The 20,989-nt window shown below is 53.5% G+C and carries 16 protein-coding genes and 1 pseudogene; 14 read left to right on the forward strand and 3 right to left on the reverse strand.

What is annotated here, in order from left to right; translation table 11 throughout:
• Window positions 1-233: 233 nt before the first annotated feature.
• The 5 genes and pseudogenes from ADINL_RS16835 to ADINL_RS01650 form a co-directional block, all read left to right on the forward strand.
• Window positions 234-905 (forward strand): annotated as a pseudogene (locus ADINL_RS16835) (PAS domain-containing protein); the annotation flags it as partial.
• A gap of 147 nt (window positions 906-1,052) precedes the next feature.
• Window positions 1,053-1,448 carry a methyl-accepting chemotaxis protein gene (locus ADINL_RS16840; RefSeq protein ID WP_420835585.1) on the forward strand — a complete coding sequence of 132 codons (396 nt, stop codon included), beginning with the start codon at window positions 1,053-1,055 and terminating at the stop codon, window positions 1,446-1,448.
• Between the two features lie 139 nt (window positions 1,449-1,587).
• Entirely contained in the window at window positions 1,588-3,306 is a 1,719-nt protein-coding gene (locus ADINL_RS01640; protein ID WP_084154341.1) for an NAD(P)H-dependent oxidoreductase subunit E, read from the forward strand.
• A gap of 3 nt (window positions 3,307-3,309) precedes the next feature.
• Entirely contained in the window at window positions 3,310-6,096 is a 2,787-nt protein-coding gene (gene fdhF, locus ADINL_RS01645; RefSeq protein ID WP_036543091.1) for a formate dehydrogenase subunit alpha, read from the forward strand.
• 22 nt (window positions 6,097-6,118) lie between these two features.
• Entirely contained in the window at window positions 6,119-6,334 is a 216-nt protein-coding gene (locus tag ADINL_RS01650; RefSeq protein ID WP_036543094.1) for a hypothetical protein, read from the forward strand.
• Here the strand turns inward: ADINL_RS01650 and ADINL_RS01655 are convergent.
• Window positions 6,325-6,933: a CBS domain-containing protein gene (locus tag ADINL_RS01655; RefSeq protein WP_036543097.1), complete on the reverse strand. Its 609-nt coding sequence runs from the start codon at window positions 6,931-6,933 to the stop codon at window positions 6,325-6,327. The two genes, ADINL_RS01650 and ADINL_RS01655, sit on opposite strands and share 10 nt — an antisense overlap.
• A gap of 71 nt (window positions 6,934-7,004) precedes the next feature.
• On the opposite strand from ADINL_RS01655, the gene ADINL_RS01660 reads away from it, so the two are divergent.
• Window positions 7,005-7,817 carry a lipoprotein N-acyltransferase Lnb domain-containing protein gene (locus ADINL_RS01660; RefSeq protein WP_051632470.1) on the forward strand — a complete coding sequence of 271 codons (813 nt, stop codon included), beginning with the start codon at window positions 7,005-7,007 and terminating at the stop codon, window positions 7,815-7,817.
• Window positions 7,818-7,889: 72 nt separating this feature from the next.
• Here the strand turns inward: ADINL_RS01660 and ADINL_RS01665 are convergent, their stop codons facing one another.
• Window positions 7,890-9,155 carry an aromatic ring-hydroxylating oxygenase subunit alpha gene (locus ADINL_RS01665; RefSeq protein ID WP_036543100.1) on the reverse strand — a complete coding sequence of 422 codons (1,266 nt, stop codon included), beginning with the start codon at window positions 9,153-9,155 and terminating at the stop codon, window positions 7,890-7,892.
• A gap of 280 nt (window positions 9,156-9,435) precedes the next feature.
• On the opposite strand from ADINL_RS01665, the gene ADINL_RS01670 reads away from it, so the two are divergent.
• From ADINL_RS01670 to ADINL_RS01705, 8 genes are all read left to right on the forward strand, one after another.
• The gene (locus ADINL_RS01670) at window positions 9,436-10,542 is read left to right on the forward strand and encodes an FAD-binding oxidoreductase (RefSeq protein ID WP_036543103.1); all 1,107 of its coding nucleotides are present in this window, start codon (window positions 9,436-9,438) and stop codon (window positions 10,540-10,542) included.
• Window positions 10,543-10,701: 159 nt separating this feature from the next.
• A complete protein-coding gene (glyA, locus tag ADINL_RS01675) occupies window positions 10,702-11,997 on the forward strand; it encodes a serine hydroxymethyltransferase (RefSeq protein WP_036543106.1) in 1,296 nt (431 codons plus the stop codon).
• A 22-nt stretch (window positions 11,998-12,019) separates the two neighbouring features.
• The gene (locus ADINL_RS01680; protein WP_036543109.1) at window positions 12,020-13,270 is read left to right on the forward strand and encodes a sarcosine oxidase subunit beta family protein; all 1,251 of its coding nucleotides are present in this window, start codon (window positions 12,020-12,022) and stop codon (window positions 13,268-13,270) included.
• Window positions 13,271-13,285: 15 nt separating this feature from the next.
• The gene (locus ADINL_RS01685) at window positions 13,286-13,594 is read left to right on the forward strand and encodes a sarcosine oxidase subunit delta (RefSeq protein ID WP_036543112.1); all 309 of its coding nucleotides are present in this window, start codon (window positions 13,286-13,288) and stop codon (window positions 13,592-13,594) included.
• The gene (locus tag ADINL_RS01690) at window positions 13,591-16,608 is read left to right on the forward strand and encodes a sarcosine oxidase subunit alpha family protein (protein WP_036543115.1); all 3,018 of its coding nucleotides are present in this window, start codon (window positions 13,591-13,593) and stop codon (window positions 16,606-16,608) included. The genes ADINL_RS01685 and ADINL_RS01690 overlap by 4 nt, the downstream gene beginning before the upstream one ends.
• Window positions 16,601-17,227, forward strand: a complete 627-nt coding sequence (locus tag ADINL_RS01695) for a sarcosine oxidase subunit gamma (protein WP_036543118.1) — start codon at window positions 16,601-16,603, stop codon at window positions 17,225-17,227. Before ADINL_RS01690 ends, ADINL_RS01695 begins: the two co-directional genes overlap by 8 nt.
• 75 nt (window positions 17,228-17,302) lie before the next feature.
• Entirely contained in the window at window positions 17,303-18,172 is an 870-nt protein-coding gene (purU, locus tag ADINL_RS01700; protein WP_036543121.1) for a formyltetrahydrofolate deformylase, read from the forward strand.
• A gap of 32 nt (window positions 18,173-18,204) precedes the next feature.
• The gene (locus ADINL_RS01705; protein WP_036543123.1) at window positions 18,205-19,584 is read left to right on the forward strand and encodes an L-serine ammonia-lyase; all 1,380 of its coding nucleotides are present in this window, start codon (window positions 18,205-18,207) and stop codon (window positions 19,582-19,584) included.
• 52 nt (window positions 19,585-19,636) lie between these two features.
• Here ADINL_RS01705 and gbdR read toward each other — a convergent pair whose 3' ends face one another.
• Complete coding sequence (gbdR, locus tag ADINL_RS01710) at window positions 19,637-20,707, reverse strand: choline metabolism transcriptional regulator GbdR (RefSeq protein WP_239644312.1); 1,071 nt, start codon at window positions 20,705-20,707, stop codon at window positions 19,637-19,639.
• Window positions 20,708-20,989: the final 282 nt, after the last annotated feature.

A 20,989-nucleotide genomic window follows, 5' to 3' on the forward strand; every position in this document is an offset into this window, starting at 1 on the left:
TGATCTATCCCGATAGGCTGTTACGTATATTTATTTTATTATCCCCCTTGGCGTATCAACAGCATGGATGGGTTCTGGCTCTGTATTCACAGATCCATGGCGTTACATGGGTTTTTTAACTCTATCTGGTGCCTTTATCCATGTTATTCAGAAATAAAAACAGTTCAATCCTGCCTTCTCTGAAGCAGGCGCTAGTGCGTGCTGAAAGTGATTTGCACGCGCTAAAGTCTCATATGGCCTGTATTGAATTTGATCCGCAAGGCAATATCCTTGCTGCCAATAGCCCCTTTCTGCAAACAGTTGGCTATACCTGGCAGCAGCTTGAAGGTCAGCATCATCGCTTGTTCTGCCCCAAACATGTCAGTCAAAGTCCTGAGTATGCTGGCCTGTGGAAAAAACTGGCTGCAGGGCAGTCAGTTGCTGGTACTTTTGAGCGTATCAATGCGCAAGGCCAGGTTCTGTGGCTGGAAGCCACCTATTTTCCGGTCAAGGATGCTGAGGGGCGTGTCTGTAAGGTGATCAAGATTGCAGCAGATATCACCCAACGAAAATTGCATACAGATCAGCAAAACTCAGTGTTGCAAGCACTGGATCGCTCGATGGCGGTCATTCGCTTTACACCTGAGGGGACTATTCTGTCGGCCAATCAGAATTTTCTGAGAACCGTGGGTTATGCCTTGGAACAGATACGTGGCAAGCATCATCGACTTTTTTGCAAGGACAGTTTTTATCAGGAACAACCGCATTTCTGGACTGAGCTGGCCAGTGGCGAGTTCAAGTCAGGCCGCTTTGAACGGCTGGATGCACAGGGCCGGGTAGTCTGGATTGAAGCAACCTACAATCCGATTCTCGATGAACAGGGACGGGTGGTCGAAGTGGTCAAGTTTGCTACAGACATTACCGATAAAGTAGAACAGGATCTCGCTATTCGTGAAGCCGCTGCCTTGGCGAGCAGTACGTCGGAAGAAACGGCGCAGATTGCACAACAGGGTTTGTCATCCCTTCAGCTTGCGGTCAATACGTCGCAGCAGATCGCTACGAAAGTGGATGAAGTGAACAGGTTGATTGACCACCTGAATGGCCAGTTTTCGAGTATTGAATCGATTGTAGGGACCATTAAAGGGATTGCCGACCAGACCAATCTGCTGGCCTTGAATGCAGCCATTGAAGCGGCTCGTGCCGGTGAGCAGGGGCGAGGTTTTGCGGTGGTGGCCGATGAAGTACGACAGTTGGCTTTTCGTACCAGTGAGTCAACCAAGATGATTGCCCATGTGGTGCAGGAGAATCATCAGTTACTCAAGACCCTGACTGATAATACAGCAGGCGCACGTGAATCTGCTGTGACCGGGCAGGACAATATCAATCGTGTCAGCGAGATTATGACCGAGATTTATCAAGGGGCGGAGAATGTTTCTCGTGCTGCCTCACGTCTGGGAAATCTGGGATAGTGATCAGCTGTCTCTAAGCGACATCTCTTTGTTCAGCAGAGACATTCATCTCTGACGGCTTTCAGGATCAATTGCGATCCTGAAAGCTGAGTGCGATCATGTGGCGTATTCGACCTGATAGCATAACAAGAGACCTGCCATGAGCCATAATCCAGTGGAACTTAGCCCGCCTGCCGGCCAACGTCGTACCCGTCCAGGACAGCGTGGACGCATGACTCAAGCGGATGCCCTTGAACGGGTGAACAGGTTGCTGGGGGATGCTCCAAACCAGCGTGATTTGCTGCTGGAACATCTGCATTGTCTGCAGGATCATCTGGGTTATCTCTACCTTCCGGATCTGCGCGCACTGGCTGAGCGGATGAATCTGCCTATGGCTGAGGTTTATGAAACGGCCAGTTTTTATGCGCACTTTACCCTTGTGCGCGAAGATGAAACGCCGCCTCCGGCGATTACAATTCGGGTCTGTGATTCACTTTCCTGTCAGCTGGCAGGGGCTGAAGCATTGAGTCAGGCGCTGAAGCAACAACTTGATCCTGAAGCTGTGCGGGTTATTCATGCCCCCTGTATGGGACGTTGTGACCAGGCACCGGTGCTGGAGCTGGGACACTATCACCTGGAGCAGGCAACGCCGGAGAAAGCTTTGTCTGCACTGGCTGTACAGCAGTTTGATCCAGCTCCCATCGAGGCGCAATCCCTGCAGGATTACCAGGCAGAGGGTGGCTATGCCCTGTGGCAGGCCTGTCGTACTGGCCAGCACTCCGTAGATGAACTGATTGGGGTACTGGAGCAATCCGGTCTGCGAGGTCTTGGAGGCGCCGGTTTCCCAACCTTTAAAAAATGGCAGTTTGTACGTGCTGAGGCAGGGCCTCGCTACTGCGTGATCAATGCCGATGAAGGTGAGCCGGGTACATTCAAGGATCGCTACTATCTGGAACACCAGCCTCACCGCTTCCTTGAAGGCGCATTGGTCAGCAGTTGGGCGGTTGAAGCGGAAGCTCTGTATATCTATCTGCGTGATGAGTATCCGGGAATACACCGGCTGCTGACGTCGGTGATTGCCGAGCTGGAGGCAGCCGGGCTGGTTGCGCCAGGTTATATTCACTTGCGCCGGGGTGCCGGGGCCTATATCTGTGGTGAGGAGTCAGCCCTGATTGAGTCACTGGAAGGCAAGCCGGGCAAACCGCGTCATCGTCCTCCCTTTGTGGCCCAGAAAGGCTTGTTTGGCCGTCCTACGCTGGTGAATAACGTCGAAACCGTCTACTGGATACCATCCATCGTATCTCAGGGAGCTCAGAGTTTTGCAGCGCACGGGCGTCATGGACGCAGTGGACTGCGTTCATTTTCGGTCTCCGGGCGAGTCAATAAGCCTGGTGTGCATCTGGCACCTGCCGGGATTACCTTGCAGGAACTGATCGATGAGTATTGCGGCGGGTTGTTGCCTGGACATCGTTTATTGGCTTACCTGCCGGGCGGGGCGTCAGGTGGTATTTTGCCAGCCAGTAAAGCGCATCTTCCTCTCGATTTTGACACCTTGCAGGCGGAAGGCTGCTTTATCGGTTCGGCTGCCGTCATTGTGTTGTCAGATCAGGATGACCTGCAACAGGTGGCCCGTAATCTGATGACGTTTTTCCGCGATGAATCTTGCGGTCAGTGTACCCCCTGTCGTGTGGGAACAGACAAGATGTTGTCACTGATCAGCCGTCAGGAGTGGGATGTGAATCAATTGCAACGCCTGTCTCAAGTGATGATGGATGCGTCTATTTGTGGTCTTGGGCAAGCGGCGCCCAATCCGGTTCTGGGGCTGCTGCGTGATTTCCAGTCTGAGCTCAGTGCTGCCAATATCATTCTTCGGGGGTAACAGATGTCTGCATTTGAATTGATACTGGATGGGGTGACTGTAACTGCCTATGAAGGTGAAACCCTCTGGCAGGTTGCCAAACGAGCGGGAGAGACGATTCCGCATTTATGCTTTAAAGAGGCTGAAGGCTATCGTGCGGACGGTAACTGCCGTGCCTGTATGGTGGAGATTGAAGGTGAGCGCACTTTGGCTGCCAGCTGTATTCGTCCGGCAGTGCCGGGTATGGTGGTACGCAGTCAGCACTCTTCGCGGGCGGTGACAGCACGACAGGGAGTGCTGGAATTACTGCTGGCCGATCAGCCTGAACGTGAACAAAGCCCCGATCGTTCCAGTCATTTGTGGCAGATGGCTGATCTGCTGGCGATTGATGTGATGGCTGTGAAGCAGTCCTTGCCCGCTCAGAGTCAGCCTTCTCCGGCTCAGGATTGTTCACACAGTGCCATGGCGGTCAATCTGGCAGCCTGTATTGATTGTAATCTGTGTGTCAGGGCCTGTCGTGAAGTGCAGGTGAATGATGTCATCGGACAAGCCTATCGTGGTGTCGCTTCGAAAATTGTGTTCGATTTTGATGATCCGATGGGGCAGAGCAGCTGTATCGCCTGTGGCGAATGTGTTCAGGCCTGTCCAACCGGTGCGTTGATGCCCGCAACACTGGTGAATCAGCAGGGTGTGGGTGATTCGGCGGCGATTGATCGGGAAGTGGACTCGGTGTGTCCGTACTGTGGTGTCGGCTGTCAGCTGACCTATCAGATTCGTGATGAAAAAATTGTGGCGGTACAGGGGCGTGAAGGGCCTTCCAATCTGGGACGCCTGTGTGTCAAAGGGCGCTTTGGCTTCGATTATCCCAACCACCCCAGCCGTTTGACCCGTCCATTGATTCGCCGTGAAGGTGTGCCCAAAAGAATGGACCCGGATTTTGATCCAGCCAACCCGTTAACGCATTTTCGTGAGGCGGACTGGGATGAAGCACTGGATTTCGCGGCCAGAGGTTTGGCTCACCTGCGTGCCGGATATGGTGCTGAAGCACTGGCCGGTTTTGGCAGTGCCAAGTGCTCCAATGAAGAGGCCTGGCTGTTTCAGAAACTGATCCGTATCGGGTTTGGCACTAACAATGTGGACCATTGTACCCGGCTGTGTCATGCCAGTTCGGTGGCCGCCCTGATTGAGTGTATCGGTACCGGTGCTGTGACAGCATCCTTCATGCAGGCCACTCAGGCAGATGTCATCATCTTGACTGGCTGTAATCCGGCAGTCAATCACCCGGTTGCTGCAACGTTCTTTAAACAGGCGGCCAAGCGCGGGACCAAAATTCTGATTCTTGATCCGCGCGGGCAGGCACTCAATGCATATGCTCACAAGGTGCTGAGGTTTGAACCGGGTACCGACGTGGCGCTGTTCAATGCCATGTTGAATGTCATCGTTACAGAAGAGCTGTATAACCAGAGCTATATCCAGGAACATACTGAAGGGTTCGATGCGCTCAAGCAGCATGTTATGGAGATGACGCCTGAAGCCATGTCGCCCTTGTGCGGGATTGCGCCTGACGATATTCGTGAAGTGGCGCGGCTGTACGCCAGGGCAGACAAGGCGATGATTTTCTGGGGTATGGGGATTTCCCAGCATACCCATGGCACCGATAATGCCCGTTGCCTGATCTCTCTGGCATTGGCCTGTGGGCAGACCGGCAGACCGGGTACCGGATTGCATCCGCTCAGAGGCCAGAATAATGTTCAGGGCGCTTCGGATGCCGGCCTGATTCCAATGGTGATGCCGGATTATCAGCCAGTATCGGATGCCCAGGTAAAAGCCGCGTTTGAAGAACTCTGGTCAACGCCCTTGAGTGGCAAGCCGGGGCTGACGGTTGTGGAAATCATGCATGCCATTGAGGCGGGACAGATCAAGGGGATGTATATTCTGGGTGAAAATCCGGCGATGTCAGACCCTGATCTGGCACATGCCCGGGCGGCATTGGCGACTCTGGAGCATCTGGTGGTGCAGGATCTGTTTGTCACCGAAACGGCTCAGTTTGCCGATGTGATTCTGCCAGCCTCTGCCTGGGCAGAGAAAGATGGCACCGTCACCAATACCAATCGTCAGGTTCAGATGGGGCGTGCAGCAGTGCCACTGCCGGGTGAGGCCAAGCCGGACTGGTGGATTATTCAGGCACTGGCTAATCGCATGGGGCTGAACTGGCATTATCAGCATCCGAGTGATGTGTTTGCCGAGATGAAGCAGGGCATGGCGTCTCTGGATCACATTAGCTGGGAGCGTTTGCAGGCCGAGCAGTCGGTGACCTATCCCTGTCCGGCAGATGACCAGCCGGGGCTGGATGTGGTGTATTCAGATGCCTTTCCGACCGGCAATGGCAAGGCACGCTTTTCGCCTACGCGGCCTTTACCGCCAGATGAACCCGTGGATAGCGAGTATCCAGTTGTATTGACGACCGGGCGGCAACTGGAGCATTGGCACACCGGCTCGATGACGCGTCGTGCGCGGGTGCTGGATCAACTGGAGCCTGAAGCGGTTGCCAGCCTGGCTCCGGCAGAGCTGGCCAGATACGGTTTGCAGCCGGGTGATCCTGTGACGATTAAAACTCGTCGGGGCGAGATTACCCTGACAGCGCGTATCGATCCGCAGATGCCGGAAGGTATGGTATTTGTGCCTTTCTGTTATGTTGAAGCCGCCGCGAACATCTTGACTAACCCGGCACTGGACCCTTATGGCAAAATACCGGAGTTCAAGTATGCCGCTTGCCGTTTGAGTCCGGCGAGCGACGTGGTCCGTCAATAGCAATAAGGCAGGGTTGAAACCTATGATGTTTGCAGATCTGGTCGATGAAGTGGATTTTCGTGAACGCTTGCAGCAGTTGGGAGCTGATCTGCCAGCAGATGCTGATCCGGCAACCTGTATCCGTCTGGTTAAAGCTCAGGGCGTAGTGGGTGTTGAGGCGCTGGTGGATGTGCTTCTGTCCGAACCAGGGCTGTTGCAGCCAGAGGTCAAGCAGGCTCTGGAGGCCTTCTATACCTGATGCTGTACGTTGGGTCCGCTGACCAGTAAATGCAGCAGATCAGTGCGGCAAATGATACCGATCAGTTGCTGATCGGTGCGCGTAATGACGGGCATGGCGCTGACTTTTTGGGTCATGAAATAGCGTGCAATATCGCGTACCAGGGTGTCTTCCGTCACTGCACAGAGTTGCTCAGACAACAACGTCTGTAATGGCAGATCTTCACTCGGATCTGCCTGCATCAATTCGATCCGGGTGATCAGACTCACCGGCTGTTGATCCGCATCCAGGATAACCAGATGATCGATGTCGGCCTGTTCCATACGGGCCAGTGCCTCAATGGTCGATGTCATGGGTGTGGCACAGATAACCGGGCTGCTCATGATATGCAATGCCTGCAGTTTGCGGCGCTCCTGCAGCGAATCTGACCGACGCTCAGTATCCAGATAAATGCGCGAGCGTCCCAAGGGTTGTTGCTCGGCCGTGTTGTGTCTCGGCGCTTGCGTCAACACTCCCTGACGATCAGCTGTGGATGCCTGACTCTCTTCAACCGTTCGCTGTCCACCGTGTATACTGCTCGCCGGTGTCACGATGCCATTGGCATAAATCAGCAAGGCCATCATCTCTCCTTCTTTGATTCAGTCCTTGATGTGATATCGGCCGACAGACGTATTTATAAAGGAGTTATCCATTGAAGCGCTGGACACGTTGGGTCGTATGGGGGCTGACAGGCAGTGTTGTGCTGCTGTTGGTGTTGCTGGGATTGCGTCAGCCGAGTCATCAGGGCCCCTGGCTGGAGGCTCAGGCACGTCTGCCTGAGGTGACAACGGCAGATGGCCGTATCTATCAGGTGCAGCATCTTCGAGATTTCCGCTATGACGACAGTGGAGCAATTCGTGCAGCGCAATACCGCGAGGCAGATTATGACCTGTCGCTGTTGCAACAGGTCTGGTTGGGTGTTTCCCACTTTGCCGGTATGGGGTTGGCACATGCGTTTGTCAGTTTTGAGTTTAGCGATGGGCAGTATCTGGCGATCTCCTTTGAAGCTCGCTTGCGTCCGGGAGAAAGCTATAGTCCGGTCAGAGGGTTGCTGAATCAGTACCCGAAAATTCTGGTGCTGGGTACAGAAGAGGATATTATTGGCTTGCGCAGTCATGTGCGCGGTGAACGGGTGTTGCTGTACCCTCTGCAATTGGATGCAGAACAGCAGACCTATCTGTTTCGTGGTCTGATGGAGGATGTCAGCGATATTTTTGCCAAACCACGCTTTTACAATACCCTGCTGGATAACTGTGTGACCAGTTTGCTCCGCCATGACCCAGAGCACTCTGCCTGGAAAGGGTTGCTGGATTATAGGGTCCTGTTGCCCGGCTTTGGTGATGCCTTTGCGCAACAGAAAGGCTGGATCAGTGACGAGCTGCCTTTAGAGCAGTTACGTGAGCAGGTCAGGGTTGATGGCCGTATCGATCCGGATGTCCCAAACTATTCAGCTTTGATTCGTTGAAAGGTCGCGAAGCGGGGCTGACAGGCGGCAGAAACCACGCTGTCAGCCATCGCTGTATAAGGTCAAACCGCGTTATGCGGGTTTATGGCCGGTGTTCTCGATGATGCGATCACTGTACCAGTTGATAAAGTCAATCACGCCAAATTCAAAGGTTTCTGAATAAGGGCCTGGCTGGTAAGCGATCGAATTGATACCGCGCTGGTTTTCTTCTGCCAGCACCCGATCCTGATCGTTGGTCGCATCCCATACCTTACGCATGTTCTCCGGATCATAATCCACGCCTTCAACGGCATCCTTGTGTACCAGCCACTTGGTTGTCACCAGGGTTTTCTGTGGCCCCAGCGGCAATACCCGGAACACAATTGTGTGGTCTCCCTGCCAGTGATTCCAGGAGTTAGGCAGGTGCAGTATCCGCAATGAGCCCATATCCGGACTGGTAATCCGGCCCATCAGTTTTTGGCAGGCAGGTTTGCCATCCATGGTCATGGACACAACCCCTTCCAGCAGGGGAGTACGAGTCATGCGGTTGCGCTTGCCAAAATATTGCAATGCATAGGGCACGCGCATGTCATCCCAATCTTGTTGCTTGCGTGCCACCAGTGCCTTGTACTCGGGGGTTGCCAGTGGATCATCCGTGTCATCAAACTGCTGCAGGGAGTTCAGCAGCTCAGGGTGTGAGCCGTTACAGTGATAGCATTCACGGTTGTTCTCAATGACCAGCTTCCAGTTGGCATCTTCGACGATGTCGGACTGTACGGCAACTTTCAGATTCTCGGTATCATAGGGTTCCAGATAGTGTTTCAATGCCTCCGTGAAGGCTTCAAACTCAGGAGCCTGTTCAGCCAGGCAGATGAAGATATAACCTCCTGCCACTTTGACATTCACGGGCTTGAGGCTGTGTGCGTTCAGATCAAACTGCTCGCCCATATCCGAACCGGCAAAGATCAATCGGCCATCCAGCTCATAGGTCCACTTGTGATAGGGGCATACCAGTTTGGCGACCTTGCCTTTCTCTGTGACGCACAAACGTGAGCCGCGGTGACGACAGACGTTGAAAAACGCATGTACAACACCTTCGGCACCGCGGACGATTACGATCGGGTTATCGCCAATATTCAGGGTGATGAAATTGCCCTTGTTTGGAATTTCACAGGTCATCCCGGCAAAAATCCATTCTTTTTCAAAAATTTCCTGAATGTCGAGCTGATAGATGCGATCGTCATTATAGAAGGGCTGTTCCAGTGAATAGTTGGGTCGGCGATTCAGCAGCATGGCCGCCGCTGCTGAACGTACGTTGGCCAGCGGGTCTTCGAGCATCTGGGAAGTATTCAGGTTCATTGTACTTGTCCTGTTTTAAGGTCCGGGTTTACAGTGTGAGCAGGCGTTGTCTCCCTTGAGGGGTAAGGCCTTGACGCAAGTGTGGAATAGAGCGTCAGTCGGCAGTTATTCATGGACGACATCGACCGCTTGCAAAGCGACTTCAGGACTGAAAAAAATCTCGGCTGTTGGGGGTTTTATGCTGTCTGATGTCGCAAACAGAACAATGGTCGTTTCTAAGCAGGCGACAATGACGGCAGATAATATAAATACCAACTTTCATAGCTGATGGATACCGACCATGAACGATACTTTCATGAACCCAATCACGACGCAAACCTGGTCCAATGGTCGCCATCCGGTCCGTTGCGTCAAAGTGATTCAGGAAACCTGGGATGTCAGGACTTTCTGCTTTATGGCAGAGCAACCGGTGCTGTTTTTCTTCAAGCCGGGGCAGTTTGTGACGCTGGAACTGGAGATCGAAGGTCAGCAGGTGATGCGTTCCTACACCATTTCCAGCTCCCCCTCGGTGCCTTACAGTTTCTCCATTACGGTTAAACGTGTACCCGGCGGGGTGGTATCTAACTGGTTGCATGACCATCTGAAGCAGGGAGATGAGCTGGCTGTGCATGGCCCGGTCGGTAATTTCAACTGTATTGACTATCCCAGCGAGAAGGCATTGTTCCTTTCGGGCGGCGTTGGTATTACCCCGTTAATGTCGATGGTGCGTTGGTATTTTGATACCAATGCCGCCATTGATATCAGTTTTATCCACAGCGCACGCTCACCGAAGGATATTATCTACCATCGGGAGATGGAGCATATTTTTTCACGCATACCGGAGTTCAAGCTGCATATTGTGTGCGAACGCAGTGATGAACTGGGTGAGTCCTGGTATGGCTTGCGAGGTTATCTGGACCAGCGGATGCTGGAATTGATTGCACCGGATTATCTTGAGCGTGAAATTTTTTGCTGCGGTCCTACGCCTTATATGAAGGCCGTCAAACATATTCTGCAACAGAATGGTTTCGATATGAGTCGTTACCATGAGGAGTCGTTTGGTGCGACGCCGATTGAAGTGGAAGAAGAGGTTCTGGAGCTGGCAGAACAGGCTGAACAGGCGGCTGAAGAGGTGCAGTTGGAGGATCTGGTTCAGGTGGAATTCCTCAGCAGCGGTAAAAGCGTCCGTATTCTGCCATCAGAAACGGTACATGCTGCCGCCGCCAAACTGGGTCTTCATATTCCCAAAGCCTGCGGTATGGGTATCTGTGGTACCTGTCGGGTGGAGCTCAAGTCCGGTGAAGTGGAGATGGAGCACAATGGCGGGATTACGGATGAGGATGAAGCAGAAGGCTATATTCTGTCCTGTTGCAGCCGTCCCAAAGGAAATCTGGTGGTAGACTTTTGAGTATTTGTCGCAAATTGACAGCTATGTCGCAAATGGATCACCTGCTGACGGTGGCAAGCATCTGATCACAGGTGGCTAGGGCTAACATCTGCTGCAAATGGCCTCATGCCTTGCTTGGGCTGTTGCAGACCCGAGCATAATGAATGACAGGAGATTTACATGACTAACCGTGATGCGTATTCCCGGCTCAATAAACTGCACAACTACGATGTTGAACTGGCTACCATGCTTCAAGAGGAGCAGACCCGTCAGGAAGCTCATATCGAGTTGATTGCTTCAGAAAACTATACCAGTGTCCGAGTCATGGAAGCGCAAGGTGGTCAGTTGACCAACAAGTATGCCGAGGGCTATCCGGGCAAGCGCTATTACGGTGGTTGTGAAGCGGTAGACAAGGTTGAATCGCTGGCGATTCAGCGTGCCTGTGAGCTCTTTGGTGCCCGTTATGCCAACGTACAGCCTCACTCAGGTGCGCAGGCGAATGCAGCGGTATTTATGGCGATGGTCAACCCGGGCGACACGATCCTGGGGATGAGTCTGGCGCATGGCGGGCATCTGACACATGGAGCGGCGCCTAACTTCTCCGGTAAGTATTACAAGGCTGTACAGTATGGTCTGAATCCCGAAACCGGTGAGATTGACTATGAGCAGGTAGAGCAGCTGGCGCGTGAGCATCAGCCTAAAATGATAATTGCTGGCTTTTCCGCCTATTCACTGGTGATCGACTGGGCGCGCTTCAGACGGATTGCGGATGAGATCGGCGCAGTACTGTTTGTCGATATGGCGCATATTGCCGGACTGGTAGCCGCGGGTTTGTATCCAAGTCCTTTGCCCTATGCCGATGTTGTTACAACCACGACACACAAGACCCTGCGAGGCCCGCGTGGCGGCATGATTCTGTCTGCCTGTGATGATGAGGCACTGCATAAAAAACTGAACGGTGCGGTATTCCCGGGTCAGCAGGGTGGCCCGCTGATGCATGTGATCGCGGCCAAGGCGGTGGCTTTCAAGGAAGCGATGGAGCCTGAATTCGTTGCTTACCAAAAACAGGTGCTGGAGAACGCCCAGGCGATGGCATCCGTGTTTATTGAGCGTGGTTATGATGTGGTGTCTGGCGGCACTCAGGACCATCTATTTCTGGTGTCGTTGATTCGTCAGGGCTTGACCGGTAAGGATGCGGATGCTGCCTTGGGTCGTGCACATATCACGGTGAATAAAAACTCGGTGCCGAATGATCCACAGAGCCCGTTTGTGACCTCCGGCCTGCGTATCGGTACGCCCGCCGTGACATCCCGAGGCTTTGGCGTTAAAGAGTGCCGTGCACTGTCTGGCTGGATTTGCGACATCCTGGATGTCATGTCTGCTGGCCAGTCTACTGATGCCATCGAAGCCGGAGTGCGTACCAAGGTCGCCGAGCTTTGCTCCCGTTTCCCGGTTTATACCGAAACCCGCGCCTGAGTCAGGCACAGGAGAACTTATAATGCAGCGTTATTCTGGTTTTGGTCTGGCCAAACATGCCCTGTCCCATAATGAGAACTGGCAGCGCATGTGGCGCAATCCAACCCCCAAGAAAAAATATGATGTCATCATTGTGGGTGGCGGCGGACATGGTCTGGCAACGGCTTACTATCTTGCCAAAGAGCATGGTATCACCAATGTTGCCGTGATTGAGAAAGGCTGGTTGGGCGGCGGGAATACTGCTCGTAACACCACCATTGTACGGTCCAATTATCTCTGGGATGAAGCGGCTGAGTTGTATGAACACGCCATGAAGCTCTGGGAGGGCTTGTCACAGGATTTGAACTACAACGTGATGTTTTCCCAGCGTGGTGTGTTGAATCTGGGGCATACCCTGCAGGATATGCGCGATATTCAGCGTCGAGTCAATGCCAATCGGCTGAATGGTATCGATGGTGAAGTACTGGATACGCAACAGGTGAAAGAAATCTGCCCGGTACTGGATTGCTCGCCTAATACACGTTATCCGGTACTGGGTGCTTCCTGGCAGCCTCGTGGTGGCGTGGCGCGACATGATGCGGTGGCCTGGGGCTTTGCCCGTGGCGCAGATGCGCTGGGTGTTGACCTGATTCAGCAGACCGAAGTGATCGGTATGCGTATCGAAGATGGGCAGATCCTGGGCGTGGAGACAACCCGTGGCTTCATCGCGGCTGAAACCGTTGGCTGTGTCGCTGCCGGTAATTCCGGTGTGCTGGCGCGGATGGCCGGTATCAAGCTGCCGCTGGAGTCTCATCCTTTGCAGGCGCTGGTTTCCGAGCCGATCAAGCCGGTACTGGATACGGTGGTGATGTCTAACCATGTGCATGGTTACTGCAGCCAGTCGGATAAGGGCGATCTGGTCATAGGTGCGGGTATCGACGGCTATAACGGCTATGGTCAACGTGGCAGTTACCCCACGATCGAGCATACCTTGCAAGCCATTGTGGAAATGTTCCCGACCTTCTCCCGTGTGCGCATGAACCGCCAGTGGGGCGGTATTGTAGACACCTGTCCGGATGCCTGTCCGATTCTGTCGGCGACACCGGTGAAGGGACTGTTCTTCAACTGTGGCTGGGGTACGGGCGGTTTTAAAGCCACTCCCGGTTCGGGCAATGTATTTGCCTGGACGCTGGCAAAAGGCTATGCACACCCGATTGCAGCGCCTTTCAGTATTGATCGTTTTGTCAGCGGCAAACTTATTGATGAGCACGGCGCCGCTGGCGTTGCCCACTGATCCGAGGGAATCTACATGTTGCATATTTATTGCCCCTACTGTGGGGAGCATCGCGAAGAGAGTGAATTTCGTCCCAAGGGTCAGGCGCATATCCTGCGCCCCAAAGATCCGGATAACTGCTCGGATGAAGTCTGGGCTGACTATCTGTTTTTCCGGGATAATCCGCGTGGCCTGCATCACGAGATGTGGCTGCATGCCACCGGCTGTCGCAAATACTTTAACGTGACGCGTGATACTGTCAGTTACGAGATTCTGGAAACCTACAAAATGGGTGAGCAACCGAAGATTACCGCACAGAGTCGTGCAGCTGGAGGCGAAAAATGAGTCAACCCAATCGTCTCAATCAAGGTGGATCTATCGATCGCAGCAAGCCGCTGGACTTTACCTTTAATGGCTTGCGTTACAGTGGTTATGAAGGGGATACCCTGGCGTCCGCACTGCTGGCCAATGGTGTCGATATAGTCAATCGCAGTTTCAAGTACTCACGCCCACGTGGCATTGTCGCATCGGGTGCCGCTGAGCCTAATGCTATCGTTCAGCTTGGCAGTACAGAAGCAGCCCAGGTGCCGAATGTCCGTGCGACACAGCAGGCGCTGTATCAAGGCCTGTCTGCTCGCAGCACCAATGGCTGGCCTAACGTCAATCATGACGCCATGGGGCTGTTGGGCAAGCTCGGTGGTCCGATGATGGGCCCGGGATTTTATTACAAAACCTTCATGGCACCTGCCTCCATGTGGATGACTTATGAAAAGTTCATCCGCAAGGCCGCAGGTTTGGGACGTGCGCCCCAGGAAAAAGATCCTGATATTTATGATCACTACAACCATCACTGTGATCTGCTGATCATCGGTGCCGGTCCTGCCGGTCTGATGGCAGCCCTGACCGCTGCCCGCAGTGGTGCCCGGGTGATTATCTGTGATGAGCAGGAAACCTTTGGTGGCTCGCTACTGGAAACAGCTGATCTGCTGGATGGCAAACCGGCACAGCAGTGGCTGGCGAATGCGCTGGTGCAACTGTCCGACTGCGGCGACGTGCTGATGCTGCCGCGCACGACGGCGAATGGCTACCATGATCACAATTTTGTTACCTTGCATGAGCGTCGCACAGAGCATCTGGCAGACACGGCTCCTGAAGCACATCAGTCACGTAGCCGGATGCATCATGTGCGTGCCGGTCAGGTGATTTTGGCAACAGGTTCTCAAGAGCGTCCGGTGGTGTATGCCAACAATGATGTGCCCGGTAACCTGCTGTGTAGCGCAGTATCCTGCTATATCCGTCGTTATGCGGTTGTTCCGGGACAAAAGCTGGTCGTGACAACCGCGACAGATATCGGTTATCAAGCCGCACTTGACTGGCTGGATGCCGGACGCGAAGTGGTTGCTGTCGTCGATTGTCGTGCCAACCCGGATGGCGATCGTGTCAAACAGGCGCGTCAGAAAGGTATTCGGATCATTACCGGTAGTGCAGTATTTGAAGCGAAAGGCAGTAAGCGGGTGACCGCTGCCCGTATTGCGGCGGTGGATCTGGATGCCTTTACCCTGACAGGTCAGCTGGAAGAGCTGGCCTGTGACACCATCGCCAGTAGCGGTGGTTTCAGCCCGGTTGTGCATCTGTCTGCTCACACCGGAGCGCGCCCGGTGTGGAATGAAGAAGCGCTGGGCTTTGTACCCGGCCGTGTCAAAGGCATGATCCCGGCCGGTGGTGCAGATGCTATCTATTCGCTGCCAGCGGTATTGGAATCCGGTTTGCAGGCTGCACAGCAGGCCTTGCAAAGTTGTGGCTATGCGGCTGTCAGTGTTGACCTGCCTAAAGCCAGTCAGCGCATTGAGAGCAAGTCGGCAGCCTTGTTTCAGGTACCACATCTGAAACCGACCAGCCGTGCACCCAAGCAGTTTGTAGATTTACAGAATGATGTAACCGCTGCCGGTATCGAACTGGCTACCCGCGAAGGCTTTGAGTCGATCGAGCATGTTAAACGCTATACAGCGCTGGGCTTTGGTACCGATCAGGGCAAGCTGGGTAACATCAACGGTATGGCGATTGCAGCACGTATTTTGGGGCAAACCATCCCTGAAACCGGCACCACTGTATTCCGGCCGAACTATACCGGTATTACCTTTGGAGCGATTGCAGGGCGCCATTGTGGTGAACTGTTTGATCCCGAGCGCTACACCGCCTTGCATGCCTGGCATTTGAAGCGTGGCGCCAAATTTGAGGATGTCGGGCAATGGAAGCGTCCCTGGTATTTCCCGGTTGGCAATGAAACGATGCATGAGGCCGTGGCACGTGAGTGTCAGGCTGTGCGTGAAAAAGTCGGCATACTGGATGCCTCTACGCTGGGTAAAATTGATATTCAGGGTGCGGATGCGCGTGAGTTTCTGGGCCGGGTGTATACCAATAAGTGGGCTCAGTTAGGTCTCAACAAGTGCCGTTATGGTCTGATGTGTAAAGATGACGGCATGGTGATGGATGATGGTGTGACAACCTGTCTGGGGGATAATCATTTCCTCATGACTACCACCACGGGTGGTGCGGCAGCCATACTCGACTGGCTGGAGCTCTGGCATCAGACAGAGTGGCCGGAGCTTGAAGTCTACTTTAACAGTGTCACAGACCACTGGGCGACCATGACCATAACAGGTCCGCGTGCACGTGATCTGTTGTCGGAAGTGACCGATATTGATCTGAGTAAAGACAGCTTCAAGTTTATGGAGTGTCGTGAAGGTATGGTTGCCGGTGTTCCGGCACGGGTTTACCGTATTTCGTTTACCGGCGAATTGACCTATGAGATCAATGTGCAGGCCAACTATGCAATGCATGTCTGGAACGCGCTGTTTGAACATGAAAGCACCTATGGCCTGACACCCTATGGCACCGAAACCATGCACGTGTTGCGCGCCGAGAAGGGCTTCATCATTGTCGGTCAGGACACCGACGGTTCAGTGACGCCGGAAGACCTGGGGATGCAGTGGTGTGTCGGTTATGACAAACCCTTCTCCTGGATTGGCAAGCGTGCCCTGTCTCGTCCTGATACACGCCGCAAGGATCGTAAACAGTTGGTGGGCTTGTTGCCAACAGATCCGAGTGTGGTCCTGCAGGAGGGCGCTCAGATTGTTTTCGATCCGAAGCAGTCCATTCCTATGAAGATGAAAGGCCATGTGACGTCCAGCTATTACAGTCCGACACTGGGGCAGGGCTTTGCGCTGGCTCTGGTGATGGGTGGTGCCGAACGTATGGGCGAAAAAGTCTATATGCCGATGGCCGATGGTCGTGTGCATGAGGCCGAGATTGTCAGTCCGATCTTCCTGGACCCGAAAGGAGAGCGTCAGAATGTCTAATGTAGCTGTATTTGATCAGAATGCCGGTGCCGGTGTATTGGCTGAGTCTCCTTTAAGTCATGTGAGCGGACGCAAAGGTGGCAGCTCACCGGGTGTTATTCTGCGTGAAAAGGCGTTTATGGGTTATCTGACCCTGCGCGGAAATGCGGCTGATGCGGCGTTCTGTGAGGGTGTTGAGCAGGTGCTGGGGATGCCTTTGCCGACGGCACCGATGGCACTGCATCAGAATACCCAGAAGGGCAGCAGTATTCTGTGGATTTCACCGGATGAGTGGCTGATTCTGTTACCGGGTGGCACGGAATATGAAACTGAACTGGCTTTGCGTGCAGAGCTGAGTGGTCATTTTGCTGTTGTGAATGTCAGTGGTGGCTTGACACTGCTGACGGTGACAGGACCCGATGCACGCCACCTGCTGCACAAGTCGACGGGTTATGATGTACATCCGCGTAACTTCCCGGTTGGCAAGGGGGTGACAACTACCTTTGCCAAGGCCACTGCGATCATTCGTCGGCCATCGGAAACCACCTGGGAACTGGTGGTACGTCGCAGCTTTGCCGATTACTGCTATCGCTGGTTGGTCGATGCCAGCCGGGAGTTTGGTCTGGACGCTGAAATTTGATCTTTCACAGTCATCTCCATTAAAACAATAGCCGGGCAGCCCCTTGTTGGGCGAGCCTGGCCAGCGGAGTACCGCATGAGCAGAACACACAGTAGCTGGATTTTTACAGCCCAATGTCCCAGTCGTATTGGTACGGTCGATGTTGTTACACGTTTTCTGAGAGAAGAAAACTGCTACATTACCGAACTTAATTCGTTTGATGATCGTGACAGTCAGGGTTTTGTTATCCGGGTTGAGTTTCGTCCGGAAGCACCTGAATTCGACAGTAACGCGTTTCAGCAGCGTTTCTCGTCCCGTGCTGCTGAATTTGATATGCAATTTGAGTTGACCGCTCCGGGTACACGCATGCCGGTCGTGATTATGGTTTCCAAATCGGATCACTGTCTGAATGACTTGCTGTATCGCTATCGCACTGGACAGCTGTCAATCGATATTCGGGCAATTGTCTCCAATCATCCGGATCTGGAACCTCTGGCGGCCTGGCATAATCTGCCTTATCACCATTTTCCGATTACTGCCGAGACCAAGGCAGAACAGGAAGCTCAGGTATGGCAGGTGATTGAGGAAACTGGTGCCGAACTGGTGGTACTGGCGCGCTATATGCAGGTGCTGTCAACGGATATGTGCAGCAAACTGTCAGGTAAGGCAATCAATATTCATCACTCGCTGTTGCCGGGTTTCAAGGGCGCCAGACCCTATCATCAGGCTTATGATAAAGGGGTCAAGCTGGTCGGCGCGACGGCACACTATATCAATGATGATCTGGACGAAGGACCGATCATTGCCCAAGGAGTTGAGGCTGTGGATCATACCCATTATCCGGAAGATCTGATCGAGAAGGGCCGGGACATCGAATGTCTGACGCTGGCGCGAGCGGTCAGTTATCATATCGAACGTCGGGTATTCCTGTTACAAAAAGGCAAAACTGTTGTCTTTGCCAGCTGATTTTTAACGTTTTCTGTTTATCGAGAGTGATCATGTCCATCAGCGTGTTTGATCTGTTTAAAGTCGGGGTGGGGCCTTCCAGCTCACACACCGTGGGCCCCATGAGTGCTGCCTGTGATTTTGTTGAGGCACTGAGTGCTCAGTTGCCGCTGGCACAGGTGCAGCGTGTTGAAGTCCGTCTGTATGGTTCCTTATCTGCAACCGGTAAAGGCCATGCGACAGATCGTGCGGTGATTATGGGGTTGATGGGTGAACGTCCGGATCGAATTGATCCGGCGGTGATTTCACCTCGGATCGAGCAACTGCTGGAGACTCGGACGCTCCAGCTCAACCAGACACACGCACTGGAATTTGTCTGGGAACGTGACATGCTGTTTCTGGAAGAGGTGTTGCCACATCATCCCAATGCCATGTCGATTATTGCCTACGGTGATGCAGGTGTGCTGTATGAGAACACCTACTACTCTATTGGTGGCGGGTTTGTGGTCACTGAAGCGGAAGCTCAGCAGGACAAGCTGGTGCTGCATACTTCTTCACTGCCGTATGAGTTCAATTCAGCTGAAGAGCTGTTACGTCTGTGCAAGACCGAAGGCATGAGTATCAGTGAACTGATGCTGGAAAATGAAAAAGTCTGGCGTAGTGAAGCGGAGATTCGGTCAGGTCTTTGGAATATCTGGGAGGCGATGCATGCCTGTGTTGAAAACGGACTCAAGCATGATGGTATCCTGCCGGGTGGTCTGAATGTACGGCGGCGAGCACCGGCCTTTTTTGAACGGCTCAAAGCGGTAGAGCAAAACCCGAATGTGATTTCCAGTACTTTTTCGGTGATGGATTGGGTCAATGTCTATGCGCTGGCAGTGAATGAAGAGAATGCCGCGGGTGGGCGCATGGTGACTGCGCCGACCAATGGTGCGGCGGGTATTATCCCGGCCGTGCTCTGTTATTACATGAAGTTCGAGCCTACCGCCAGCGACAAACAAGTGGTCGATTTTCTCCTGGCTGCCGGTGCCGTGGGCATCCTGTGCAAGAAAAATGCATCCATTTCAGGTGCTGAAGTCGGGTGTCAGGGCGAAGTGGGTTCTGCCTGTGCGATGGCGGCTGCCGGTCTCTGTCAGGTGCTTGGCGGAACGCCATCACAAGTCGAAAATGCGGCTGAAATCGGTCTGGAACATAATCTGGGTTTGACCTGTGATCCGGTCGGGGGGCTGGTTCAGGTGCCCTGTATTGAGCGTAATGCGATTGCCTCAATCAAGGCCATTAATGCGGCACAGATGGCACTGCGGGGCGATGGTGAGCATTTTATCTCACTGGATAAAGTGATCCGTACCATGCGTGATACCGGTCGGGATATGCAGGACAAGTATAAGGAAACCTCGCGTGGAGGTTTGGCGGTTAACGCCATCGAGTGCTGATATGGCCGGATTTAGCGCCCGCCTGGCGGGCGCTTGTTGTCGGTGAGGCGCGTCAGTGCAGCATGATGCTGGCAAAGGTGGGCTCATCTCGTGCCTGTGCCAGCGCTTTCATTGCGGCAGACACGCGGGCTTCTGTTGTGACCGGTGGCTGCAGTGTTGAGCTGCTGTTCAGGCTGGCGGCCATGACAGGGGCAGCGGGGCGTTGTGACGAAATACCCAGTCGTTCTTCACGCGGCGGTAGCCCAAAATATTCCCGGTAGCATTTGGAGAAATGCGGGGTTGAAGCAAAACCGCAGGCAGAGGCGACTTCGATAATTGACAGACTGCTTTGCTTGAGCAGTTGACGTGCCCGCACCAGGCGCAGTTTCAGGTAATAACGTGAGGGTGAGCAGCTCAGGTATTTCTGAAACAGGCGTTCCAGCTGGCGTCGAGACAGGCTGGCATAACTGGCCAATTCATCCAGCGTCAGCAGCTCTTCCAGGTTAGACTCCATCAGCGCAACGATTTCCAGCAGTTTGGGTTGTGTTGAACCCAAAACATGTTTGAGTGGAACACGCTGCTGGTCCTGCTCATTACGCACCCGGTCATAAATAAACATGTCGGAAATACCGGCCGATAACTGCTTGCCATGTTCACGGGCTATGAGGTTTAGCATCATGTCCAGTGGTGCGGTACCACCGGATGAGGTCATGCGGTCACGATCAATGCTGAACAGGCGCGATGACAGCTCAATCTTGGGAAAGGCTTCTTTCAGGGAGGCGATACATTCCCAGTGAATGCTGGCTTCATAGTGGTCCAGCAGGCCTGCCTGGGCCAGCACCCAGCTGCCGGTACAGATAGCACCGAGCGTACGGTGTTGTCTCGCCTGCTGCTGTAGCCAGCTGAAGTGTTCCCGTGTGGCACTGTGCTGGGCTGAATAGCCGCCGCAGACAATGATGATGTCCAGTGCCAGTGATTCTTCCATTGCGGCATCTGGTGTGACATTGAGGCCGTCACTGGCTTGCACCTGAACACCGCCGGGTGTCAGGGTAAACCATTGGTAGAGTTCTGCTCCACTGAGCTGATTTGCCATACGCAAAGGTTCTATTGCCGAGGCGAGAGAAATCAGGGTGAAATTATTCATCAGCAAAAAACCGATGCTGACGGTTTTACGGTTTTTTTCAACAGATCCAGTCAGCGCAGCAGCGCCCTTGGGTATGGATGACATGACATAGCTCCAGGTTTAGGTGTCTACAGAGCCTGCTGGATACAGTATCCGCAGGCAGGACATGTTATTTTTATAATGACCGGCATACTGACGTATGCACTGAACCTCGATGTCGTTTTCGGGCACGTTCAAGTTCTCAATGTAATGCAAATGTCGCAAATAGGCATGTGTTATTTATTCTCTGCCTATAAAATCACT

The sequence above is a fragment of the Nitrincola lacisaponensis genome, assembly GCF_000691225.1.
Classification (GTDB): domain Bacteria; phylum Pseudomonadota; class Gammaproteobacteria; order Pseudomonadales; family Balneatricaceae; genus Nitrincola; species Nitrincola lacisaponensis.